The sequence below is a fragment of the Marseilla massiliensis genome, from assembly GCF_023336985.1.
In the GTDB taxonomy this organism is placed as follows: Bacteria; Bacteroidota; Bacteroidia; order Bacteroidales; family Bacteroidaceae; genus Prevotella; species Prevotella intestinigallinarum.
Genome location: NZ_JAMBLP010000003.1, coordinates 93,769 through 110,933 on the forward strand (window position 1 = coordinate 93,769; position 17,165 = coordinate 110,933).

Here is a 17,165-nt window from a genome sequence, read left to right on the forward strand (position 1 = left end):
AATATTCGGTTATTTGCCGCCGGGGTGGATTATGCCTACAAGCGGAATCAGCCGCTTGACCTCTTCCGGCTTGTAGAAGAACTTGTGCCCGATCTGTGAATAGCCGATAAATCCCTTGTCACGCAGTTTCTGCAAGGTGCGCTGGCTTATCCGTAACCGGTTACACACTTCGTCGCCCGTGAGCCAACGGGCAAGGCGTTTCCCGTCCCCCTTGCGCTGCAAGGCGGTCACTTTTTCCACAAAGGCGTCCCACTGCGCCATCAGTTCCTCGAAGGTCTTTTTCTCAATAGATACCGTTTCCATAAGAATTTGATTTTAGTTCCGTGCAAAGGTAACGACGCAGGCGGAAAAAGATTCCATATTCCGCTAACTGGCAACTTGTTGCGCCGTTTGTCCGGGTAACGGAGCCATTTCTCAAAAAAATCTCACGTGAGCCACGTAGTGAGTTGTTAAAGCCCCTTTTGTTTATTGCTGAACTTTGCCGCAGGAACAAGAAAAAAAGACAGAACATGAAAGTGATAACGATGGAAAGTTCCGCATACAAGGCAATGATGGAACAGATAGCAGAAGTGGCCGGCTATGTCCGTGAAATCAGGGAGGCGATGAAACGTGAAAATACGGACAGGCTTCTCGACACGAATGAAGCCGCCAGAGAACTGGGCGTAAGCAAGCGGACCTTGCAGCGCATGAGGGATGATCACCGTATCAGATACGTGGTCCTGCGGCGCAAATGCCAGTACAGGCTCTCGGAAATCCGGAGGATTCTTGACTCCCATACCATCCGGGAGGACGGCAGGACACTCGAAGAACTGCACCATAACAGCAGACTGCCCACCGGAAACGGCAGGCAGCCGAAAGGAAGGAGGACATGAACATGGAACTGCTGACAAAGAAACTGTTTGAGCAGTGGATGGAAACCATCCTTGAAAGGCTTGAACGTCAGGACGAGATGCTGCTTGCCCTGAAAGCACCGGAAAAACGGGAACACACGCCGGACAGGATACGGCTCTTTGACAACCAGGACCTGTGCCTGCTGCTCCAGATAAGCAAACGGTCACTGCAACGTTACCGCAGCACGGGAGCCTTGCCCTACAAGATACTGGGCAAGAAGACCTATTACAGCGAAGATGACGTGCTGAAATTCCTGTCGGAACACGTAAAGGATTTCCAGAAGGACGATGTCGAGTTCTACAAGGCTCGTATCCATAATTTCTTTAATAAATAACAATTAAAAATTATTCAAATGGCAAAGAAAAGCGACGAAAAGGACGTGCTGATAGTCCGTGACGAAAAGACGGGCGAAATCAGCGTGGTAGCCGGCCTTAATGCGGACGGCTCGCCCAAGCGGACTCCGGCAAGGCTGGACAACGCAAAGGATTTTCTACTGTTCGACAAGCATGGCGACATGCTCGACAACTTTTTCAAAAACTTCTTCCGGCAATGCAAGGAACCCAGCCGCTTCGGTTTCTACCGCATAGCGGCGGATCAGGTGGATTCACTTCTGGGAGTGATGAAGGACCTGCTGCAGCATCCCTATCAGAACAAGGACATCCTTGCCCCGCACAAGGTGGACACATTCCCCTATCAGATGCAGGCGGAAGAAGAGAAAACGGAAAAGAAAGAGGAACAGGGTGAAACCCAAAAACAGGAAAACATGGAACAGAAACAGGAAAAAACGCAGGAAAAGCCTCAGACCCGACAAGGCTACCAGCCCATTGACGAGAGTTCAATCAACTGGCAGGAACTGAAAGAGAAATGGGGCATCGACCGTGAGGAGCTTGAAAAGTCCGGTGACCTGCAGAAGATGCTCAACTACGGCAAGTCGGATCTGGTGAAAGTGTCCCCAAAGTTCGGGGAGGAAACCTTTGAACTGGATGCCCGCCTGTCATTCAGGAAAAACGAGGACGGCAGCATCGGTCTTGTACCGCATTTCATCCGCAAGGAACAGAAACTTGACGAATACAAAGGACACAAGTTCTCGGAATACGACAAAAGGAACCTGAAGGCTACCGGCAACATGGGGCGTGTGATTGACCTTGTGGACAAGGAAACCGGAGAGATTATCCCCTCGTACATCAGCATTGACCGCAAGACGAACGAAATCACCGATGTCCCTGCCAGCAAGGTACGCATACCGGAAAGAATCGGAAAGACGGAAATCACCAAACAGGAGCAGGAAATGCTCCGTGCGGGGCTGCCGGTAAAAGACAAGCTGGTGGAACGCAATGACGGAAGGAAGTTCGTAACGACCCTGCAGGTGAATGTGGAACAGCGCGGTGTCGAGTTCGTGCCGGGCACCGGAAAGTCCCCGCGTACCGTACAGAAACAGGACAACACGGAACTGCCGGAACTGGAACCGGACATGAACGACGCTGAAAAGCAGGATGCGAAGCAGCAGAAAAGGAACACATGGACGAACGAGGACGGCAGCATCCGCGGCATCACCAAATGGTGCGGCAAGCCCCTGACGGAACAGCAGCAGGCGGACTACAAGGCAGGCAAGACCATCAGACTGGAGAACGTGACGGACAAGCAGGGGCAGCACGCCATCATGTATGTCAAGTTCAATCCGGAAAAGGGACGCCCGTACCGCTACGATGAAAATCCGGACAATGCCCAGAAAGTCGCCCCGTCGAACGAAAGCCGGACACAGGTGGCCGTGAACAGCGAGGGCAAGACGAACGAGGCGACCAAGAACATCAAGGAGCCGCTGCAGCAGGGACAGTCAGCCCCGAAGGATGACGCACAGAAGCAGCAGCAGGAAAAGCCCAAGAAAAACAAAGGCATGAAGGTATAGTCCCCGCACACCACTAAATCCAAAAACATAAAAAACAGAATCAAAACAAATCAGTATGAAAACAATCATAGCAGAAAAGCCCAGTGTGGCACGTGAAATCGCCCGCATCGTGGGTGCAGGCAAGCGAGAGGAAGGTTATCTGACCGGAAACGGTTATAATGTGACATGGGCATTCGGACATCTTGTCCAGCCCGCCATGCCGGAAGAATACAACCTGCACGGCTTTGTACGCAGCAATCTGCCCATCATTCCCGAAACCTTCACGCTTGTTCCCCGACAGGTAAGGACGGAAAAAGGATACAAGGCGGACAGCAGCGTGGTCGCCCAGATAAAAATCATCACCAGACTGTTCAAGGACAGCGAGCAGATTATTGTGGCGACCGATGCCGGCCGCGAAGGTGAGCTGATATTCCGATACCTCTATCATTATATCGGCTGTACGGTCCCGTTCGTGCGTCTGTGGATAAGCAGCCTGACGGACAAGGCTATCCGTGAGGGACTGAAACATCTTGAAGACGGAAGCAGGTATGACAACCTTTACCATGCCGCCAAAGCCCGAAGTGAAGCCGACTGGCTGGTGGGGATAAACGGAACGCAGGCACTGTCCATCGCAGCCGGACGCGGAACCTACTCGGTGGGACGTGTCCAGACGCCGACACTGGCGATGATCTGTGAACGTTATTGGGAAAACCGCCGTTTCACCCCCGAAGCCTTCTGGCAGCTGCATATCTCGGCAAAGGTACAGGACAGTGACGGAGTCGTGAAAATGCCGTCGGTGGAGAAATGGAAGGACAAGGCAACCGCAACAGCCCTATATAATAATGTAAAGGAGAGCAACACGGCTACTGTCGTGAAAGTCGAACGAAAAGAGAAAATCGAAGAAACACCGCTTCTGTATGACCTGACCACACTCCAGAAGGATGCGAACACGAAGTACGGGTTCACGGCAGAGCAGACACTCGACATCACGCAGAAACTTTATGAGAAGAAACTCGTCACCTATCCCCGAACCGGCAGCCGATACATCCCGGAAGATGTCTTTGCGGAAATACCGAAACTGCTGGCTTTCATCGGCAGGCTCTCACAATGGAGCGACAAAATCCCGCAAAAGCCGGAGCCTACCCGAAGAAGTGTTGATGACAGCAAGGTGACAGATCATCACGCACTGCTGGTTACGGGAGAAAAGCCCCTGTTCCTCTCCGAAGATGAAAGCAAGGTGTACCATCTGATAGTGGGACGCATGATAGAAGCCTTTTCGGAAAAATGCGTGAAGGACGTGACAGCCGTCACGGTGGAATGTTCCGGTGTGGTATTCTCAGCCAAAGGTCATGTAGTGAAACAGGCCGGATGGCGTGCCGTCTGCAAGGAAGAACAGGAAGAGACGATACTTCCGGACTGGAAAGAAGGGGAACTGCTGCACCTCAGCGGCTGTTCCATGACCGAAGGAAAGACCAAGCCCAAGCCTCTCCATACGGAAGCCACCCTGCTCTCGGCGATGGAAACGGCCGGCAGGGAAATCGAAGACGAGGAACTGCGTCAGGCACTGAAGGACTGCGGTATCGGAACCCCCGCCACCCGTGCCTCCGTCATTGAAACGCTCTTTGCCCGCGAATATGTGACAAGGCAGAAGAAATGCCTTGTGCCCACAGAAAAAGGGCTTGCCCTCTATTCCATTGTCAAGACCATGCGCATTGCCGACGTAGCCATGACCGGCGAATGGGAAAAGGAACTGGCGTGCATCGAACGCGGAGAGGTACCTGCCGGAAAGTTCCGCAAGGAGATTGAGGAATATGCGACGTCCATCACCTCCGAACTGCTGTCGTGCGAAAAGCTGTTCGGGAAAAAGGATTCCGGCTGCACGTGTCCCAAGTGCGGAACGGGCAGGATGCAGTTCTTCGGCAAGGTGGTACGATGCGACAACACGGAATGCGGCCTGCCCATATTCAGGCTGAAAGCCAACAGGATGCTTACCGACGATGAAATCAGGGAACTGCTGACAAAGGGAAAGACGGGTGTCCTGAAGGGATTCAAGAACAAGCAGGGCAAGCGTTTCGATGCCGCCCTGGTCTTTGATGCCGACTTCAACACCGGTTTTGTCTTTCCGGAAAGAAAGGACGGTGCGGCATCCGCCAAAAAGAGAAAGTGAGGAATGGGAAGTAAGAGGTAATCCGCCTTTCGGATAAATTATCAGCGGAATTTATTTCGTATTTCATCCGGATTGGACTACCTTTGCCACTGATTCAAGGTTCATAAATCATCATACTGATCAAGACTTTGGATTTAGTGGTGGCACTCGGAGGGATACCGGGTGCCTTTTTCTTCCCCTTCCCCGTATATCCGGCCATTTGTCAAATCACTAAATCCATTGTAAAAATGAACAAGAAGAATCTTGAACAGACCGAACTTTCCTATTACGGTCTGTATCTGCTGAACTATCTCAAGGAAAACAAGTTTGAACAGGCTTCCGATGCCGCCTTCGTGAAGGCGCGTGCCGATGAAGCCGCAGAAGCCTATGAGCGTGCAAGGCTTGAGGGGTACACTCCCGACGGTGCGCAGGAGATTGCCATGTCCGCACTCGTCCACGGCCTGCACTATTCCCGATACGCCATCCTGCGTGAAGTCGTGGAAAGCGAGTTTCATGAAGAGATTCCGGAAGACGCGCGTGAGGGCTTCGTAGAGAAACTGCTGCCGCTTGTGGGCAACATATTCTCCATTTACGACCTGTCAGACGACCAGTTCGCCCTGTCGTCCGACTATGACCTGCTCTATACGGAGCTGACGGGAGCCGTCGTCCTTTACCTGAGGGAGTATGGCATTTAACCGCAAGCAGAAACTGCGCGACAACATCGAGGCGATACGGACGGCATTCACACTGGAGAAGGAACAGCGCACGCCCACCGCGCGTGAACGTGTGCTGCTGGAAAGGTATTGCGGCTTCGGGGGACTGAAGTGCATACTGAATCCCGCCAGAGAACTGACGGATGCCGTCCATTGGGCGAAATCTGACCTCGACCTGTTTGCCCCGACCATCGAACTGCACCGGCTGATCCGTGAGAACAGCCGGGATGAAAGGGAATACAAAAGTTATGTGGACTCGCTGAAATCATCGGTATTGACAGCCTTCTATACGCCGGCGGAGGTTACGGGTGCAATAGCGGAAGCCCTGTATGACCGCAAGGTGCGTCCCGACCGCGTACTGGAACCGTCCGCCGGGACGGGTGCTTTTGTGGATGCGGTGCTGCAATACCAGCCGCAGGCGGATGTGATGGCTTTCGAGAAGGACCTGCTGACGGGCAAGCTGCTGGGCTGTCTTTACCCGGAACAGAAAATCCGCACGATGGGTTTCGAGAAAATCGAAAAGCCGTTTCTGAACCATTTTGACCTTGCCATCTCCAATATCCCTTTCGGGGATTTCGGAGTGTTCGATGCGGAGTTCAGCCGCAGCGCATCCTTTGGCAGACGTTCGGCACAGAAAGCCATCCATGACTATTTCTTCCTGAAAGGTCTGGATGCGGTGCGTGACGGCGGCATCGTGGCGTTCATCACCTCGCAGGGGGTATTGAACAGCTCGAAGGTATCCGTCAGGAACGAGATGTTCAGCAAGGCGAATCTGGTATCGGCAATCCGACTGCCCAACAACCTGTTTACCGACAATGCGGGCACGGAAGCCGGCAGCGACCTGATCATCCTGCAAAAAGACCTGCAAAAGAAAGAACTGACACAGGAAGAGAGGGTACTGACCATCATACAGACGGAACATAACGGCGGACTGACGGAGAACGCCTATTTTGCCTACCACACGGAACGTATCGTACATACCGATGCGAAGAGGGGTACCGACCCGTACGGAAAGCCCGCCATGATATATACGCACAGCGGAGGTGTGGAAGGTATCGCGACAGACCTGGGCAGGATGCTTGCGGAGGACTTGCGCAAACGTCTGGACATGGAACTTTATCATGGACGCAGGACAGCAGCGGAACAGACCGTACAATCCGCCATGAGCATCTCCATGCCGGAAACTGAAACAGTGAAGGCGGAAAGGTCAGTTCCCGAACCTGACCCCGTCCGGCAGCAACCGGAGAACAGGGATGCAGCGACAGAAGAAAAGGCACAGCCGGTTACGGAAAGACAGGAGACCGGGACGCATGAACCGGAACAGGCTCCAACCGTGCAGCTGACACTCTTTGACCTGTGGGAATATACGGAAGAGGAACGCAATCAGGCCCTTTCGGGCAAAAAGAAAAAGTCCGCAGCCAAGTCAAAGGAAAAGAACGGCAAGAAGCAGGCACAGGTTACGCCGAAGGTTACGGATAAACCGGCGGCTGCATCTGCCGTTTCCCCGCAAACGGAGACTGAAGACGAAAAGGCGGAAGATGTGAAAGCGGAAGATGCAGAATCCAAAGAAACGGCAGCCCAAGCCCATCCGGACGACATATATGCGGATATAGACTGGGAGGAAAACCCGCCCATCAACGGTTTTTACGAAACCATGATGCACCTTACCCCCGAAGTGCGTATTCAGCTCAGGCATGAGGCGGAGAAACACAGACAGGAACTGCTTGCGAAGTCCGGCATGAAGGACACCCTCGACCCGGCGTTTGTGCCATCGTCGGATTCCCGGCCGGTGCAGCAGGCTGACATGACACACGGGTCAGAACAGGCACCGGAAGATGAAAGCCCATTGCCGGAAGGTATGACCGCTACGGCTGAGAATCCGTCCGTACAGTCCGGACAGACGGGAACGACTTCCGCTTCGCTGTTCCCGGAATATGATACGGAACCTGCCAAGGAGGAAGCTGCCGACCTGACACCGCACCCGTACAGCGGGACGGTGGAAGCCTATCACCGTGACGGCTCAATGGTGGCGGAAGGGACCACCGTCGGGTATCTGAGGGACATCACCCCCTATGGAGCCACCTTCCACCCGCTTGACCTGAAAGGCTACCAGAAGGAAAAGGCCCTGCTGTATATATCCATCCGTGACGCCTATGAACGCCTGTACCGGAATGAGGCGGAAAACCGGACGGAGGACAGCCGTCAGCGTGAATACCTGAACGTGTCCTATGACGAGTTCGTGATGCGTTACGGTAACCTGAACGCCAGACAGAATGCAAAACTTCTGATGATGGATGCCTCCGGGCGTGACGTCCTTGCACTGGAACGTGCCGAAGAGGGGAAATTCGTGAAGGCGGACATTTTCGAGCGTCCCGTTTCCTTTTCGGTGGAAACATATGTCAATGCCGGGTCGCCCGAAGAAGCCCTGTCCGCCTCGCTCAACAGATATGGCGGCATAGACCTCGACTTCATGCGTGCCATTACCGACAGCACGGAAGAGGAACTGCTCGGAGCCCTGCAGGGACGTATCTATTACAACCCGCTTGTTTCGGGCTATGAGATTAAGGACCGTTTCATTGCCGGAAACGTGATAGAGAAGGCGGAGCGTGTGGAAGAATGGATTAACGACCATCCCGGACATGAGCGGCTTGCGGATGCGGGGCAGTCTCTTGAAGCCCTGAAAGCCGCCACGCCGCAGCGTATCGGTTTTGAGGAACTGGACTTCAATTTCGGCGAGCGATGGATTCCGACAGGCATCTATGCCGCCTACATGAGCCATCTGTTTGACACGGAAGTGAAAATCTCCTATTCGCCGAGCCTTGACGAGTTTTCGGTGGCATGTGCCTACAAGAACATGAAAATATGGGAGGAGTTCTGTGTAAAGGGCTATTACCGGAACTATGACGGCATGAGTCTGCTGAAACACGCTCTGCACAACACCTGCCCCGACATGATGAAGAAGGTCGGCGAGGACGAGAACGGAAACGACATCAAGGCACGCGACAGTGAGGGCATCCAACTCGCCAACGCAAAGATTGACGAAATCCGTAACGGCTTTACTGAGTGGCTGGAGGAACAGTCGCCACAGTTCAAGGAGCGTCTGACGACCATGTATAACCGGAAGTTCAACTGCTTCGTTCGACCGAAATATGACGGCTCGCACCAGACATTTCCCGACCTGAACATGAAGGGGCTGGAAAGCCGGGGTGTGAAAAGCATCTACCCATCGCAGAAGGATTGTGTCTGGATGCTGAAACAGAACGGAGGCGGCATCTGCGACCATGAGGTGGGAACCGGCAAGACGCTGATCATGTGCATCGCAGCACATGAAATGAAACGTCTCCGGCTTGCCCACAAACCGATGATTATCGGACTGAAGGCGAATGTCTCCGAAATTGCGGCGACCTATCAGACGGCCTATCCGAACGCACGTATCCTGTATGCCTCGGAAAAGGACTTTTCAGCCGCTAACCGCGTTCGGTTCTTCAACAACATCAAGAACAATGACTATGACTGCATCATCATGTCGCACGACCAGTTCGGAAAAATCCCGCAGTCGCCGGAACTGCAACAACGCATCCTGCAGGCAGAGCTGGATACGGTGGAGGAAAATCTGGAAGTGCTGCGCTCGCAGGGCAAGGACGTGTCGCGTGCGATGCTGAAGGGACTGGAGAAACGCAAGTTCAACCTGCAAGCCAAGCTGGAGAAGGTGGAACACGCGATAAAGTCGAGGACGGACGATGTGGTGGACTTCAGGCAGATGGGCATCGACCATATTTTCATAGACGAATCGCACCAGTTCAAGAACCTGACGTTCAACACAAGACATGACCGTGTGGCGGGGCTGGGAAACTCGGAAGGCAGCCAGAAGGCACTGAACCTGCTGTTTGCCATCCGCACCATTCAGGAGCGGACGGGAAAAGATCTGGGAGCGACGTTTCTGTCGGGCACGACCATCAGCAACTCGCTGACGGAGCTGTACCTGCTTTTCAAGTACCTGCGCCCGAAGGAGCTGGAAAGGCAGGACATACGATGCTTTGACGCATGGGCGGCAATCTTTGCCAAGAAGACGACGGATTTCGAGTTCAATGTGACGAACAACATCGTGCAGAAGGAACGCTTCCGCTACTTCATCAAGGTGCCGGAGCTGGCGGCGTTCTACAACGAGATAACGGACTACCGCACGGCGGAGGATGTGGGCGTGGACCGTCCGCACAAGAACGAGATACTGCACAACATACCGCCCACGCCCGACCAGGAATATTTCATCAAACAGCTGATGGAATTTGCCAAGACGGGCGATGCCACACTGCTGGGACGCGGAAAACTGTCGGAAACGGAGGAAAAGGCGAAGATGCTCATCGCCACGGACTACGCAAGGAAGATGGCACTGGACATGCGCATGATAGACCCGGAATATGAAGACCACCCGGACAACAAGGCGAGCCACTGCGCAAGGATGATAGCGGAATACTACCACAGGTATGAAGCACAGAAAGGAACGCAGTTCGTGTTTTCGGATCTGGGAACATACCAGACGGGAGAAGGCTGGAACGTGTACAGCGAAATCAAGCGCAAATTAGTGGAGGACCACGGCATACCGGCACAGGAAATCCGGTTCATACAGGAGTGCAAGACGGAAAAGGCACGCAAGGCGGTGATTGCCGCCATGAATGAAGGTTCGGTGCGTGTACTGTTCGGATCGACGAGTATGCTGGGTACGGGTGTGAACGCACAGAAACGATGTGTGGCCATCCATCATCTTGACACACCGTGGCGCCCGTCCGACCTTGCACAGCGTGACGGGCGTGGCGTGCGTGCGGGAAACGAGATCGCCAAGCATTTTGCCGGCAACAATGTGGATGTCATCATCTATGCGGTGGAAAAATCACTGGACTCGTACAAGTTCAACCTGCTGCACTGCAAGCAGACGTTCATCAGTCAGCTGAAGAGCGGTGCGATGGGCGCGAGAACCATAGACGAGGGAGCAATGGACGAGAAATCGGGCATGAATTTTTCGGAATACATGGCGATACTGTCGGGAAACACCGACCTGCTGGACAAGGCGAAGCTGGAGAAGAAGATTGCCTCGCTGGAGGGTGAACGCAAATCGTTCAACAAGGGCAGACGCGAAACCGAACGGAAACTTGAATCCAAAACCGCTGCATTATCCGACTATGCAGAGAAAGCCAAAGGAATGAAGGAAGACTGGGATAAGTTTACGGCAGCGGCACAGACCGACAAGGACGGCAACCGCCTGAATCCGATACGGGTGGACGGACTGGAACAGACGGATGAAAAATCCATCGGCAAACGTCTGCAGGAGATAGCGAAGAACGCCACGACCGGCGGACAGTACAAGCGTGTGGGCGAACTGTACGGCTTCCCCATCAAGGTGGTCAGCGAAAGGACGCTCAAAGAAGGTCTGGAGTTTATCGACAACCGCTTTGTCATAGAAGGCAATTACAAGTACACCTACAACAACGGGCATCTGGCAATGGCTGACACACATGCCGCCGCCACGAATTTCCTGAACGCACTGGAAAGGATACCGGGCATCATCGACCAGTACAAGGAAAAGATCGCCACGCTGGAGCGTGAAATCCCGCAGTTGCAGGAGATAGCCGGAAAGACATGGAAGAAGGAGGACGAGCTGAAACAGCTTAAATCAGAACTCGCCGCACTTGACCGCAAGATACAGCTGGAGCTGGCTCCGCCGACGCCGGAAAGCACGGAAGAGAACCGGCAAGGCAGCGAGAAGAAACAGACGGAACAGCAGCCGGAAAGCCCGCACGCGGACTTCGTGCGCAGCCATCTGGTTATCGGAAGACCGGGGCTGACGGAACCGAAGGGCATGAAGCTGTAGTTCCGCATTGTCCGGTAATGACCACGGGCGACTGCCTTTGCATGAAGCGAGGCGGCCGCCCGTACTTTTTTCAAGGAGGTCCCGTATGAAAGGAAAATACACAGAAAGGCAGACAAAGCGTCGGGATAACATTGGCATATAGTGAATAAATGACTATCTTCGCACATTGCTATTAACTTACTGAAGAACAAACCAAAAAAGCCGTAAGAAATGATAATAAACAACCGGGAAGAGGTGATAGACAAAGCATTCAGGGTATTCCTGAGAATGAACTACGAAAAAGCAAGCATCAGTACACTGGCAAAAGCCTGCGGAGTGGTCAAGACAGGGGTCGTATATTATTTTCCGCATAAGCTGGACCTGTTTGTAGCCGTGGCAGACAAGTATGCCATCAACCTGCAGACACCTGCAAAGAAGTTTGCGGAACCGGCCGATACGCTTGCCGGATTCATCAGGCAGTATGTAGAAGGGGTAAGGAATGCCATGGAAAGAATTCTGGAAGTCGTCAGGAGCGGCGGCGAGGTGGAAAACGAATGCTGTCCGAACTTCTACTATTTCCATTTCCTTTTTCAGGTGCGGATGTATTATCCCGGAGTGAGGGAAAAGATGGAAGGCATCTTCCGTCAGGAATATGAAATGTGGAAGAAAGTGATACGGCATGCAATTGACATCGGAGAGATAAGGAAGGATACGGATGTGGAGAAGACAGCCGCCCTGTTCCGTCAGACATTTATGGGAATGTCGTATGAGGAGTCATTTTTTGACGGACTGAATGTGAACACATTAGAAGCGAATTTCGAGTACCTTTACTCGATGCTAAAGGCCTGATTTCCGCTTTTTTGTAAGATTAACAAAAATATTTTTGAACAACCGTTCAAAAGATGATTTTTTTCTCTTATCTTTGGGGACAATGAAGCAAACTCCAAAGATATGGAACAGAAATGCCTGCCACGCGAACAGATCGTCCTGTATCCAGAGGAAAGGGACGGCAGACACTGCATAAGGATAGATTATGCGGGCAGCCGGAGAATTGCCGAACTGCTGGCCGTGGACAGCAATGTGCAGACTGACAGCACAGGCTCAGCCCATTTGGATGCAGAGGGATTCAGCCTGCCCGATTTCTACGACCGCTACTCCCCGCACGCCTATATTGACTACAGCAGGGTTTATGTAAGGCATCCCAAACCCAAAAGGGAATACACACTGCCGGAAGGCTATCTTGAGCTGTTGGAGCGGAAACGGTACAGCCCATCGACCATAAAAACCTATCGTGCCTATTTTAGCGACTTTATGGAATACCATAAAGGCCGCAACATCGACCGCCTGAAAGTGGCTGACATCAACAAATATATCCTCTATCTTGTAAACGAAAAGAAAATATCGGTATCGCAGCAGAACATGCGCATCAACGCCATCAAGTTCTACTACGAGCAGGTAAAGGGCGGACAGCGCCAATACTATGGCGGCATTACCCGCGCGAAGGAATACAAGTCACTGCCCGAAGTGCTGAGCCGTAATGAGGTGGCCCGTATCCTCGCGTGCCTGTCGAACCGGAAGCACCGCTGCATGATTTCATTGATATACTCAGCCGGATTACGGCGGAGCGAGCTGCTGAACCTCACCCCGAAGGACATCATAAGCGAAAGGATGCTTGTGCGTATCATGGGCAAAGGACGGAAATGCCGGTATTCGCTGCTGTCGGAAAAGCTGCTGAAGGATCTGAGGGAATATTTCAAGGAGTACCGTCCGCAGAAATGGCTGTTCGAGGGAGAGACACCCGGAGAACAGTATTCCGCAAGTGCGCTGGTAAAGATACTGAAAGAAGCCGCCAGCCGTGCCGGAATCAAGCACCGGGTACATGTACACATGCTTCGCCATTCGTTTGCCACCCACCTGCTGGAGCAAGGAACAGACCTGAGAACCATACAGGAACTGCTGGGTCATAATGACATCAAGACAACCTCAATCTATCTTCATGTGACGAGCGCACACAAGTCAAGCATACCCAATCCGCTTGATTCACTGGATGATTCATAGGGTGCAGCTATTAGAGATCAGGAAACACACCTGCCGGGTGTCGGCTATCGAAATATCCTACACCTAAAGGTGCATTTATAAATAAATTAGCGTTGAATATGATAAAAGAGATAATGCAAACAATCATAAGACTCTGCATAAGAATATGGAACCAGAAGATTTTATAATAACAAAAGTTGGATGGATAACGCAAATGAAATCTACTCCACCATTAACGGAAGAGTATATTCAAAGGGTTTATTTACGCTTTGAAATAATGATAAGATTCTTGCAAAACCATAAATTCACTACTAGAATTATTCTAAACGATGGTGATTCTGTAAATGATGAAACTGGGATAAAGCATAGTGATTTAACAGCGGAAGGAAGAAAATTCTATAGTTTTGGAATTGTTCCTTGGATAAGAAAAATAGATCGAAGTAGAAATCCAGAAAAAGCTATTAGAGATATTTCTTTTCTTGAGAAAAAAATGGTAGAGTTTGAAAATCTCTAAATATGTTTAACGCTAACAAGGTCGAGATAACAGCTTAAGGCTGTTCCTCACCAAACCATTAACATCAAAAGCAGTGTACCATATATGAAAACGATTGATAATTTGAGTATAAAAGAAAATTCTCAGCCCCTAATTAGATATGGAAATATAAAAAATAGAAACGACTACATCTGTCTTAAAAAAGAATTAAGATTCAATAGTTCTGATTGTCAAGATACGCAGGTTGTTGATATGGTACAAAAAGCGGTAGATTATGCTTATGACAATTTGAAAGAGCCTGAAAACATCTATGAAGGATATGACATAGAGTTTGAAGCTGAAATTACTGATATTGCATTAAGCATAGACGCCCATTTACAAAAAAACAAGAAGAATAAAAAATCAAGCAATATCCGAAAGTTTATATTAGATGTTATCAACACCGAAAAATACAAACAAGGGAGAAGCGGATTTATTTACTTGCTTTATATTCTTAAAATGGATGATAACTTAAAACAAATAGCCATTGAGAAAAAAGATTTTTGGAGTACCCCACGTATAGCATTCCAATTGCTATATGCTTTATATAAACGGAAAATAAAGGGATTTTCACAAGAAGCAGAAATGCTAATAAAGAACTTTCCTAAAAATAAAGAATTGACAAAATATGCACATAAATATATTGAACAACAAACAAATGAAATATGTAAGACCTTGTGATTATGGTGTATTGATATGGTACACTGGAGTGAGAATAAAATATGATGTTAACGAAGCAGGATAACGGCAAGCCGTTCCCTGCTGAACCATTATGAACAGTAGCAATATATGATACATAGAATATTAGGATATTTATGGTATAAGACAGAATACTTAATCCGACATTCAGATTCTTGGCATGTCCCAGATGTGTTAAGTATTGTAATTATGTTTTACGGAGTAGATATAGCTTTGATATATTGGGCAGCTACAAGTGTTAATTCGGGACCACTTTTTCTGCTTGCCTTTCCTCTTGTATGGATTATTCTGTATATTTATTATCATTATAAACGACGGTATTTGAAAATTCGAGAGGACGAATCGTATAAAAAATATTCCAATATATGGGCTATTCTATTTTTAATATTACCGTTTATTATTCTAATTGTATTGCTGTTTATGGCAGATAAATTTTATATGCCATATTAATCTTTTATAATAAAATAAGTTCATAACAAGGTTGAGATAACAGCTAACGCTGTTTCTCACCAAACCATTAGGCGCAAAAAATTAAAATATAAATATTATGGATTTCTTAAAGTGCATGAACAATTTTCCGTGGAATAGATTTGCTACGGTATATGAAACTAATTCAACCGGCTTAAAAGGTATCTTTATAAAGATGTTCAACAATCTTGCTGAAGTGTCGGATTATCAATATGTGATAGATAGACTTGAATGTCAGGAAACGCTATATAGGATTACCCCTTGGGGATTGAAATTCTATATCTGTTTGCTGATGGAAGGCAAATCGAATCAAGCCATATTATTACAAAACATAAATGAACTTTTTGAAGCTGCAAATTTTAATGTACAGGTTGATCATTCAACCAATTATAAACCAACTAAAGGTAATCTGATGAAATATGAGAAAATTAAGTCAAAATTATTTGACGAAAATTTTGATGGAATAATGGATGCTGATTATATAAAAACATTCAAATCCATAGACCGAAATTTTATGCAGATAAGTATAATGGATTTAATCCAACAACATATTTCATTGTTTGAGAATTTGACAAAATCACCGAATAGCAGTATTGCCCAAAGTGCCTCTTTGCTTGTTAATTCAATTCATAATCCTAAAAAGTATGAGTTTGGTAAATTGTGATTAAAAAATCGCCTAACAAGCACCTGTGCCACCTAACGGCGGCAAGCTGCAAACCATTAGTAGCGAACTGAAAACAAAATAAGAATATGGAAGAAATAATAAAGAAATATGTAGATGAATGTTTGGGCTTTGTGCAAGAGCATAGAGAATACCTTATGTATGTTTCTTCTTATGAAGAACCCATAGAGTCTGAAATGCGGGATTCACTGGATAATGCCATACTTCAAGGAAAATCAGTCAAGATATATGTTACCCAACCGGAACATACAAATTATATGGTGGACATTATTACAGAAAAAGACCATGTATGGAAAGCGATAGATAATCAAATTTCAGACGAGGATATTTCTCAATTAGAGAGTATTTTGAATATTATTCTTCCGCTTTCATATAAGAATTATCTGAAATACAAGCACTTTTATGAAATATTTTGGGATTTAGATGTTTGTCTATATCCAAAGCCTATCCATTCATGGAATAAAATCCTGATTGAAAATAACAAGGAACTGCAAGAGGAAATTCTTGATAAAGGGTATTTTGCGATAGGTCGATATTCTGATTATGGTGTGATAGCTCTTAAATTGACAGACAATGAGAATAAAGAAGGTGAAGTTGTACTCTTTGATTACGAAACACCTGAAAAGGAAGTATTAGCACCTAATTTTGTAGAATTTCTTAATCAGATATTGCAAAATCCCAAACCAGTTCTTCAAGAATTAAAAGGTTGGGAGAAAAAAATGTACAAAATGGAATGACGCTACTAACAAGGAAAGATAACCCCTGAACGGAGTTCCTTTCCAAACCATTAGCGTTGAATATGATAAAAGAGATAATGCAAACAATCATAAGACTCTGCATAAGAATATGGAACCAGAAGATTTTATAATAACAAAAGTTGGATGGATAACGCAAATGAAATCTACTCCACCATTAACGGAAGAGTATATTCAAAGGGTTTATTTACGCTTTGAAATAATGATAAGATTCTTGCAAAACCATAAATTCACTACTAGAATTATTCTAAACGATGGTGATTCTGTAAATGATGAAACTGGGATAAAGCATAGTGATTTAACAGCGGAAGGAAGAAAATTCTATAGTTTTGGAATTGTTCCTTGGATAAGAAAAATAGATCGAAGTAGAAATCCAGAAAAAGCTATTAGAGATATTTCTTTTCTTGAGAAAAAAATGGTAGAGTTTGAAAATCTCTAAATATGTTTAACGCTAACAAGGTCGAGATAACAGCTTAAGGCTGTTCCTCACCAAACCATTAACGATAATAATT

Annotated in this window: 13 protein-coding genes and 2 pseudogenes; 14 read left to right on the plus strand and 1 reads right to left on the minus strand. The window is 48.4% G+C overall.

Annotation, left to right across the window (positions count from 1 at the left end; all coding sequences use genetic code 11):
* Nucleotides 1-9 precede the first annotated feature (9 nt).
* Nucleotides 10-303 (minus strand): helix-turn-helix domain-containing protein, encoded by a 294-nt coding sequence (locus M3089_RS03150; protein ID WP_022233788.1) that lies wholly within the window; start codon nt 301-303, stop codon nt 10-12.
* Nucleotides 304-509: 206 nt separating this feature from the next.
* Here M3089_RS03150 and M3089_RS03155 point away from each other — a divergent pair, with 206 nt between their 5' ends.
* The 14 genes and pseudogenes from M3089_RS03155 (at nt 510) to M3089_RS03215 (ending at nt 17,092) form a co-directional block, all read left to right on the plus strand.
* Nucleotides 510-872 carry a helix-turn-helix domain-containing protein gene (locus M3089_RS03155; RefSeq protein ID WP_022233789.1) on the plus strand — a complete coding sequence of 121 codons (363 nt, stop codon included), beginning with the start codon at nt 510-512 and terminating at the stop codon, nt 870-872.
* 2 nt (nt 873-874) lie between these two features.
* Nucleotides 875-1,225: a helix-turn-helix domain-containing protein gene (locus M3089_RS03160; RefSeq protein ID WP_217770530.1), complete on the plus strand. Its 351-nt coding sequence runs from the start codon at nt 875-877 to the stop codon at nt 1,223-1,225.
* Nucleotides 1,226-1,243: 18 nt separating this feature from the next.
* A pseudogene (locus M3089_RS03165) lies at nt 1,244-2,330 on the plus strand (DUF3945 domain-containing protein); the annotation flags it as partial.
* A 56-nt stretch (nt 2,331-2,386) separates the two neighbouring features.
* Nucleotides 2,387-2,797, plus strand: a pseudogene (locus tag M3089_RS15900) (DUF3945 domain-containing protein); the annotation flags it as partial.
* Between the two features lie 55 nt (nt 2,798-2,852).
* Entirely contained in the window at nt 2,853-4,943 is a 2,091-nt protein-coding gene (locus tag M3089_RS03170; RefSeq protein ID WP_249081724.1) for a type IA DNA topoisomerase, read from the plus strand.
* A gap of 227 nt (nt 4,944-5,170) precedes the next feature.
* On the plus strand, nt 5,171-5,617 hold the full coding sequence (locus M3089_RS03175; RefSeq protein WP_235352768.1) for a DUF1896 domain-containing protein: 447 nt from the start codon (nt 5,171-5,173) through the stop codon (nt 5,615-5,617).
* The gene (locus tag M3089_RS03180; RefSeq protein WP_249081726.1) at nt 5,607-11,501 is read left to right on the plus strand and encodes a helicase-related protein; all 5,895 of its coding nucleotides are present in this window, start codon (nt 5,607-5,609) and stop codon (nt 11,499-11,501) included. The genes M3089_RS03175 and M3089_RS03180 overlap by 11 nt, the downstream gene beginning before the upstream one ends.
* 210 nt (nt 11,502-11,711) lie before the next feature.
* On the plus strand, nt 11,712-12,329 hold the full coding sequence (locus M3089_RS03185; protein ID WP_249081728.1) for a TetR/AcrR family transcriptional regulator: 618 nt from the start codon (nt 11,712-11,714) through the stop codon (nt 12,327-12,329).
* A 102-nt stretch (nt 12,330-12,431) separates the two neighbouring features.
* Nucleotides 12,432-13,538, plus strand: a complete 1,107-nt coding sequence (locus M3089_RS03190) for a tyrosine-type recombinase/integrase (RefSeq protein WP_249081729.1) — start codon at nt 12,432-12,434, stop codon at nt 13,536-13,538.
* Nucleotides 13,539-13,683: 145 nt separating this feature from the next.
* Nucleotides 13,684-14,031, plus strand: coding sequence for a cyclopropane-fatty-acyl-phospholipid synthase (locus M3089_RS03195; protein ID WP_117674210.1), 348 nt, complete (start codon nt 13,684-13,686; stop codon nt 14,029-14,031).
* Between the two features lie 84 nt (nt 14,032-14,115).
* Nucleotides 14,116-14,730 carry a hypothetical protein gene (locus M3089_RS03200; RefSeq protein ID WP_249081730.1) on the plus strand — a complete coding sequence of 205 codons (615 nt, stop codon included), beginning with the start codon at nt 14,116-14,118 and terminating at the stop codon, nt 14,728-14,730.
* A gap of 565 nt (nt 14,731-15,295) precedes the next feature.
* Nucleotides 15,296-15,880: a hypothetical protein gene (locus M3089_RS03205; protein WP_249081731.1), complete on the plus strand. Its 585-nt coding sequence runs from the start codon at nt 15,296-15,298 to the stop codon at nt 15,878-15,880.
* Between the two features lie 86 nt (nt 15,881-15,966).
* Entirely contained in the window at nt 15,967-16,635 is a 669-nt protein-coding gene (locus M3089_RS03210; RefSeq protein ID WP_249081732.1) for an SMI1/KNR4 family protein, read from the plus strand.
* Between the two features lie 109 nt (nt 16,636-16,744).
* On the plus strand, nt 16,745-17,092 hold the full coding sequence (locus M3089_RS03215; protein ID WP_117674210.1) for a cyclopropane-fatty-acyl-phospholipid synthase: 348 nt from the start codon (nt 16,745-16,747) through the stop codon (nt 17,090-17,092).
* Nucleotides 17,093-17,165: the final 73 nt, after the last annotated feature.

Excerpts from the sequence above, each read along its gene's own strand:
- M3089_RS03150 (WP_022233788.1), bottom strand. The coding sequence starts at position 303 with ATGGAAACGGTATCTATTGAGAAAAAGACCTTCGAGGAACTGATGGCG.
- M3089_RS03155 (WP_022233789.1), top strand. The coding sequence starts at position 510 with ATGAAAGTGATAACGATGGAAAGTTCCGCATACAAGGCAATGATGGAA.
- M3089_RS03160 (WP_217770530.1), top strand. The coding sequence starts at position 875 with ATGGAACTGCTGACAAAGAAACTGTTTGAGCAGTGGATGGAAACCATC.
- M3089_RS03170 (WP_249081724.1), top strand. The coding sequence starts at position 2,853 with ATGAAAACAATCATAGCAGAAAAGCCCAGTGTGGCACGTGAAATCGCC.
- M3089_RS03175 (WP_235352768.1), top strand. The coding sequence starts at position 5,171 with ATGAACAAGAAGAATCTTGAACAGACCGAACTTTCCTATTACGGTCTG.
- M3089_RS03180 (WP_249081726.1), top strand. The coding sequence starts at position 5,607 with ATGGCATTTAACCGCAAGCAGAAACTGCGCGACAACATCGAGGCGATA.
- M3089_RS03185 (WP_249081728.1), top strand. The coding sequence starts at position 11,712 with ATGATAATAAACAACCGGGAAGAGGTGATAGACAAAGCATTCAGGGTA.
- M3089_RS03190 (WP_249081729.1), top strand. The coding sequence starts at position 12,432 with ATGGAACAGAAATGCCTGCCACGCGAACAGATCGTCCTGTATCCAGAG.
- M3089_RS03195 (WP_117674210.1), top strand. The coding sequence starts at position 13,684 with ATGGAACCAGAAGATTTTATAATAACAAAAGTTGGATGGATAACGCAA.
- M3089_RS03200 (WP_249081730.1), top strand. The coding sequence starts at position 14,116 with ATGAAAACGATTGATAATTTGAGTATAAAAGAAAATTCTCAGCCCCTA.
- M3089_RS03205 (WP_249081731.1), top strand. The coding sequence starts at position 15,296 with ATGGATTTCTTAAAGTGCATGAACAATTTTCCGTGGAATAGATTTGCT.
- M3089_RS03210 (WP_249081732.1), top strand. The coding sequence starts at position 15,967 with ATGGAAGAAATAATAAAGAAATATGTAGATGAATGTTTGGGCTTTGTG.
- M3089_RS03215 (WP_117674210.1), top strand. The coding sequence starts at position 16,745 with ATGGAACCAGAAGATTTTATAATAACAAAAGTTGGATGGATAACGCAA.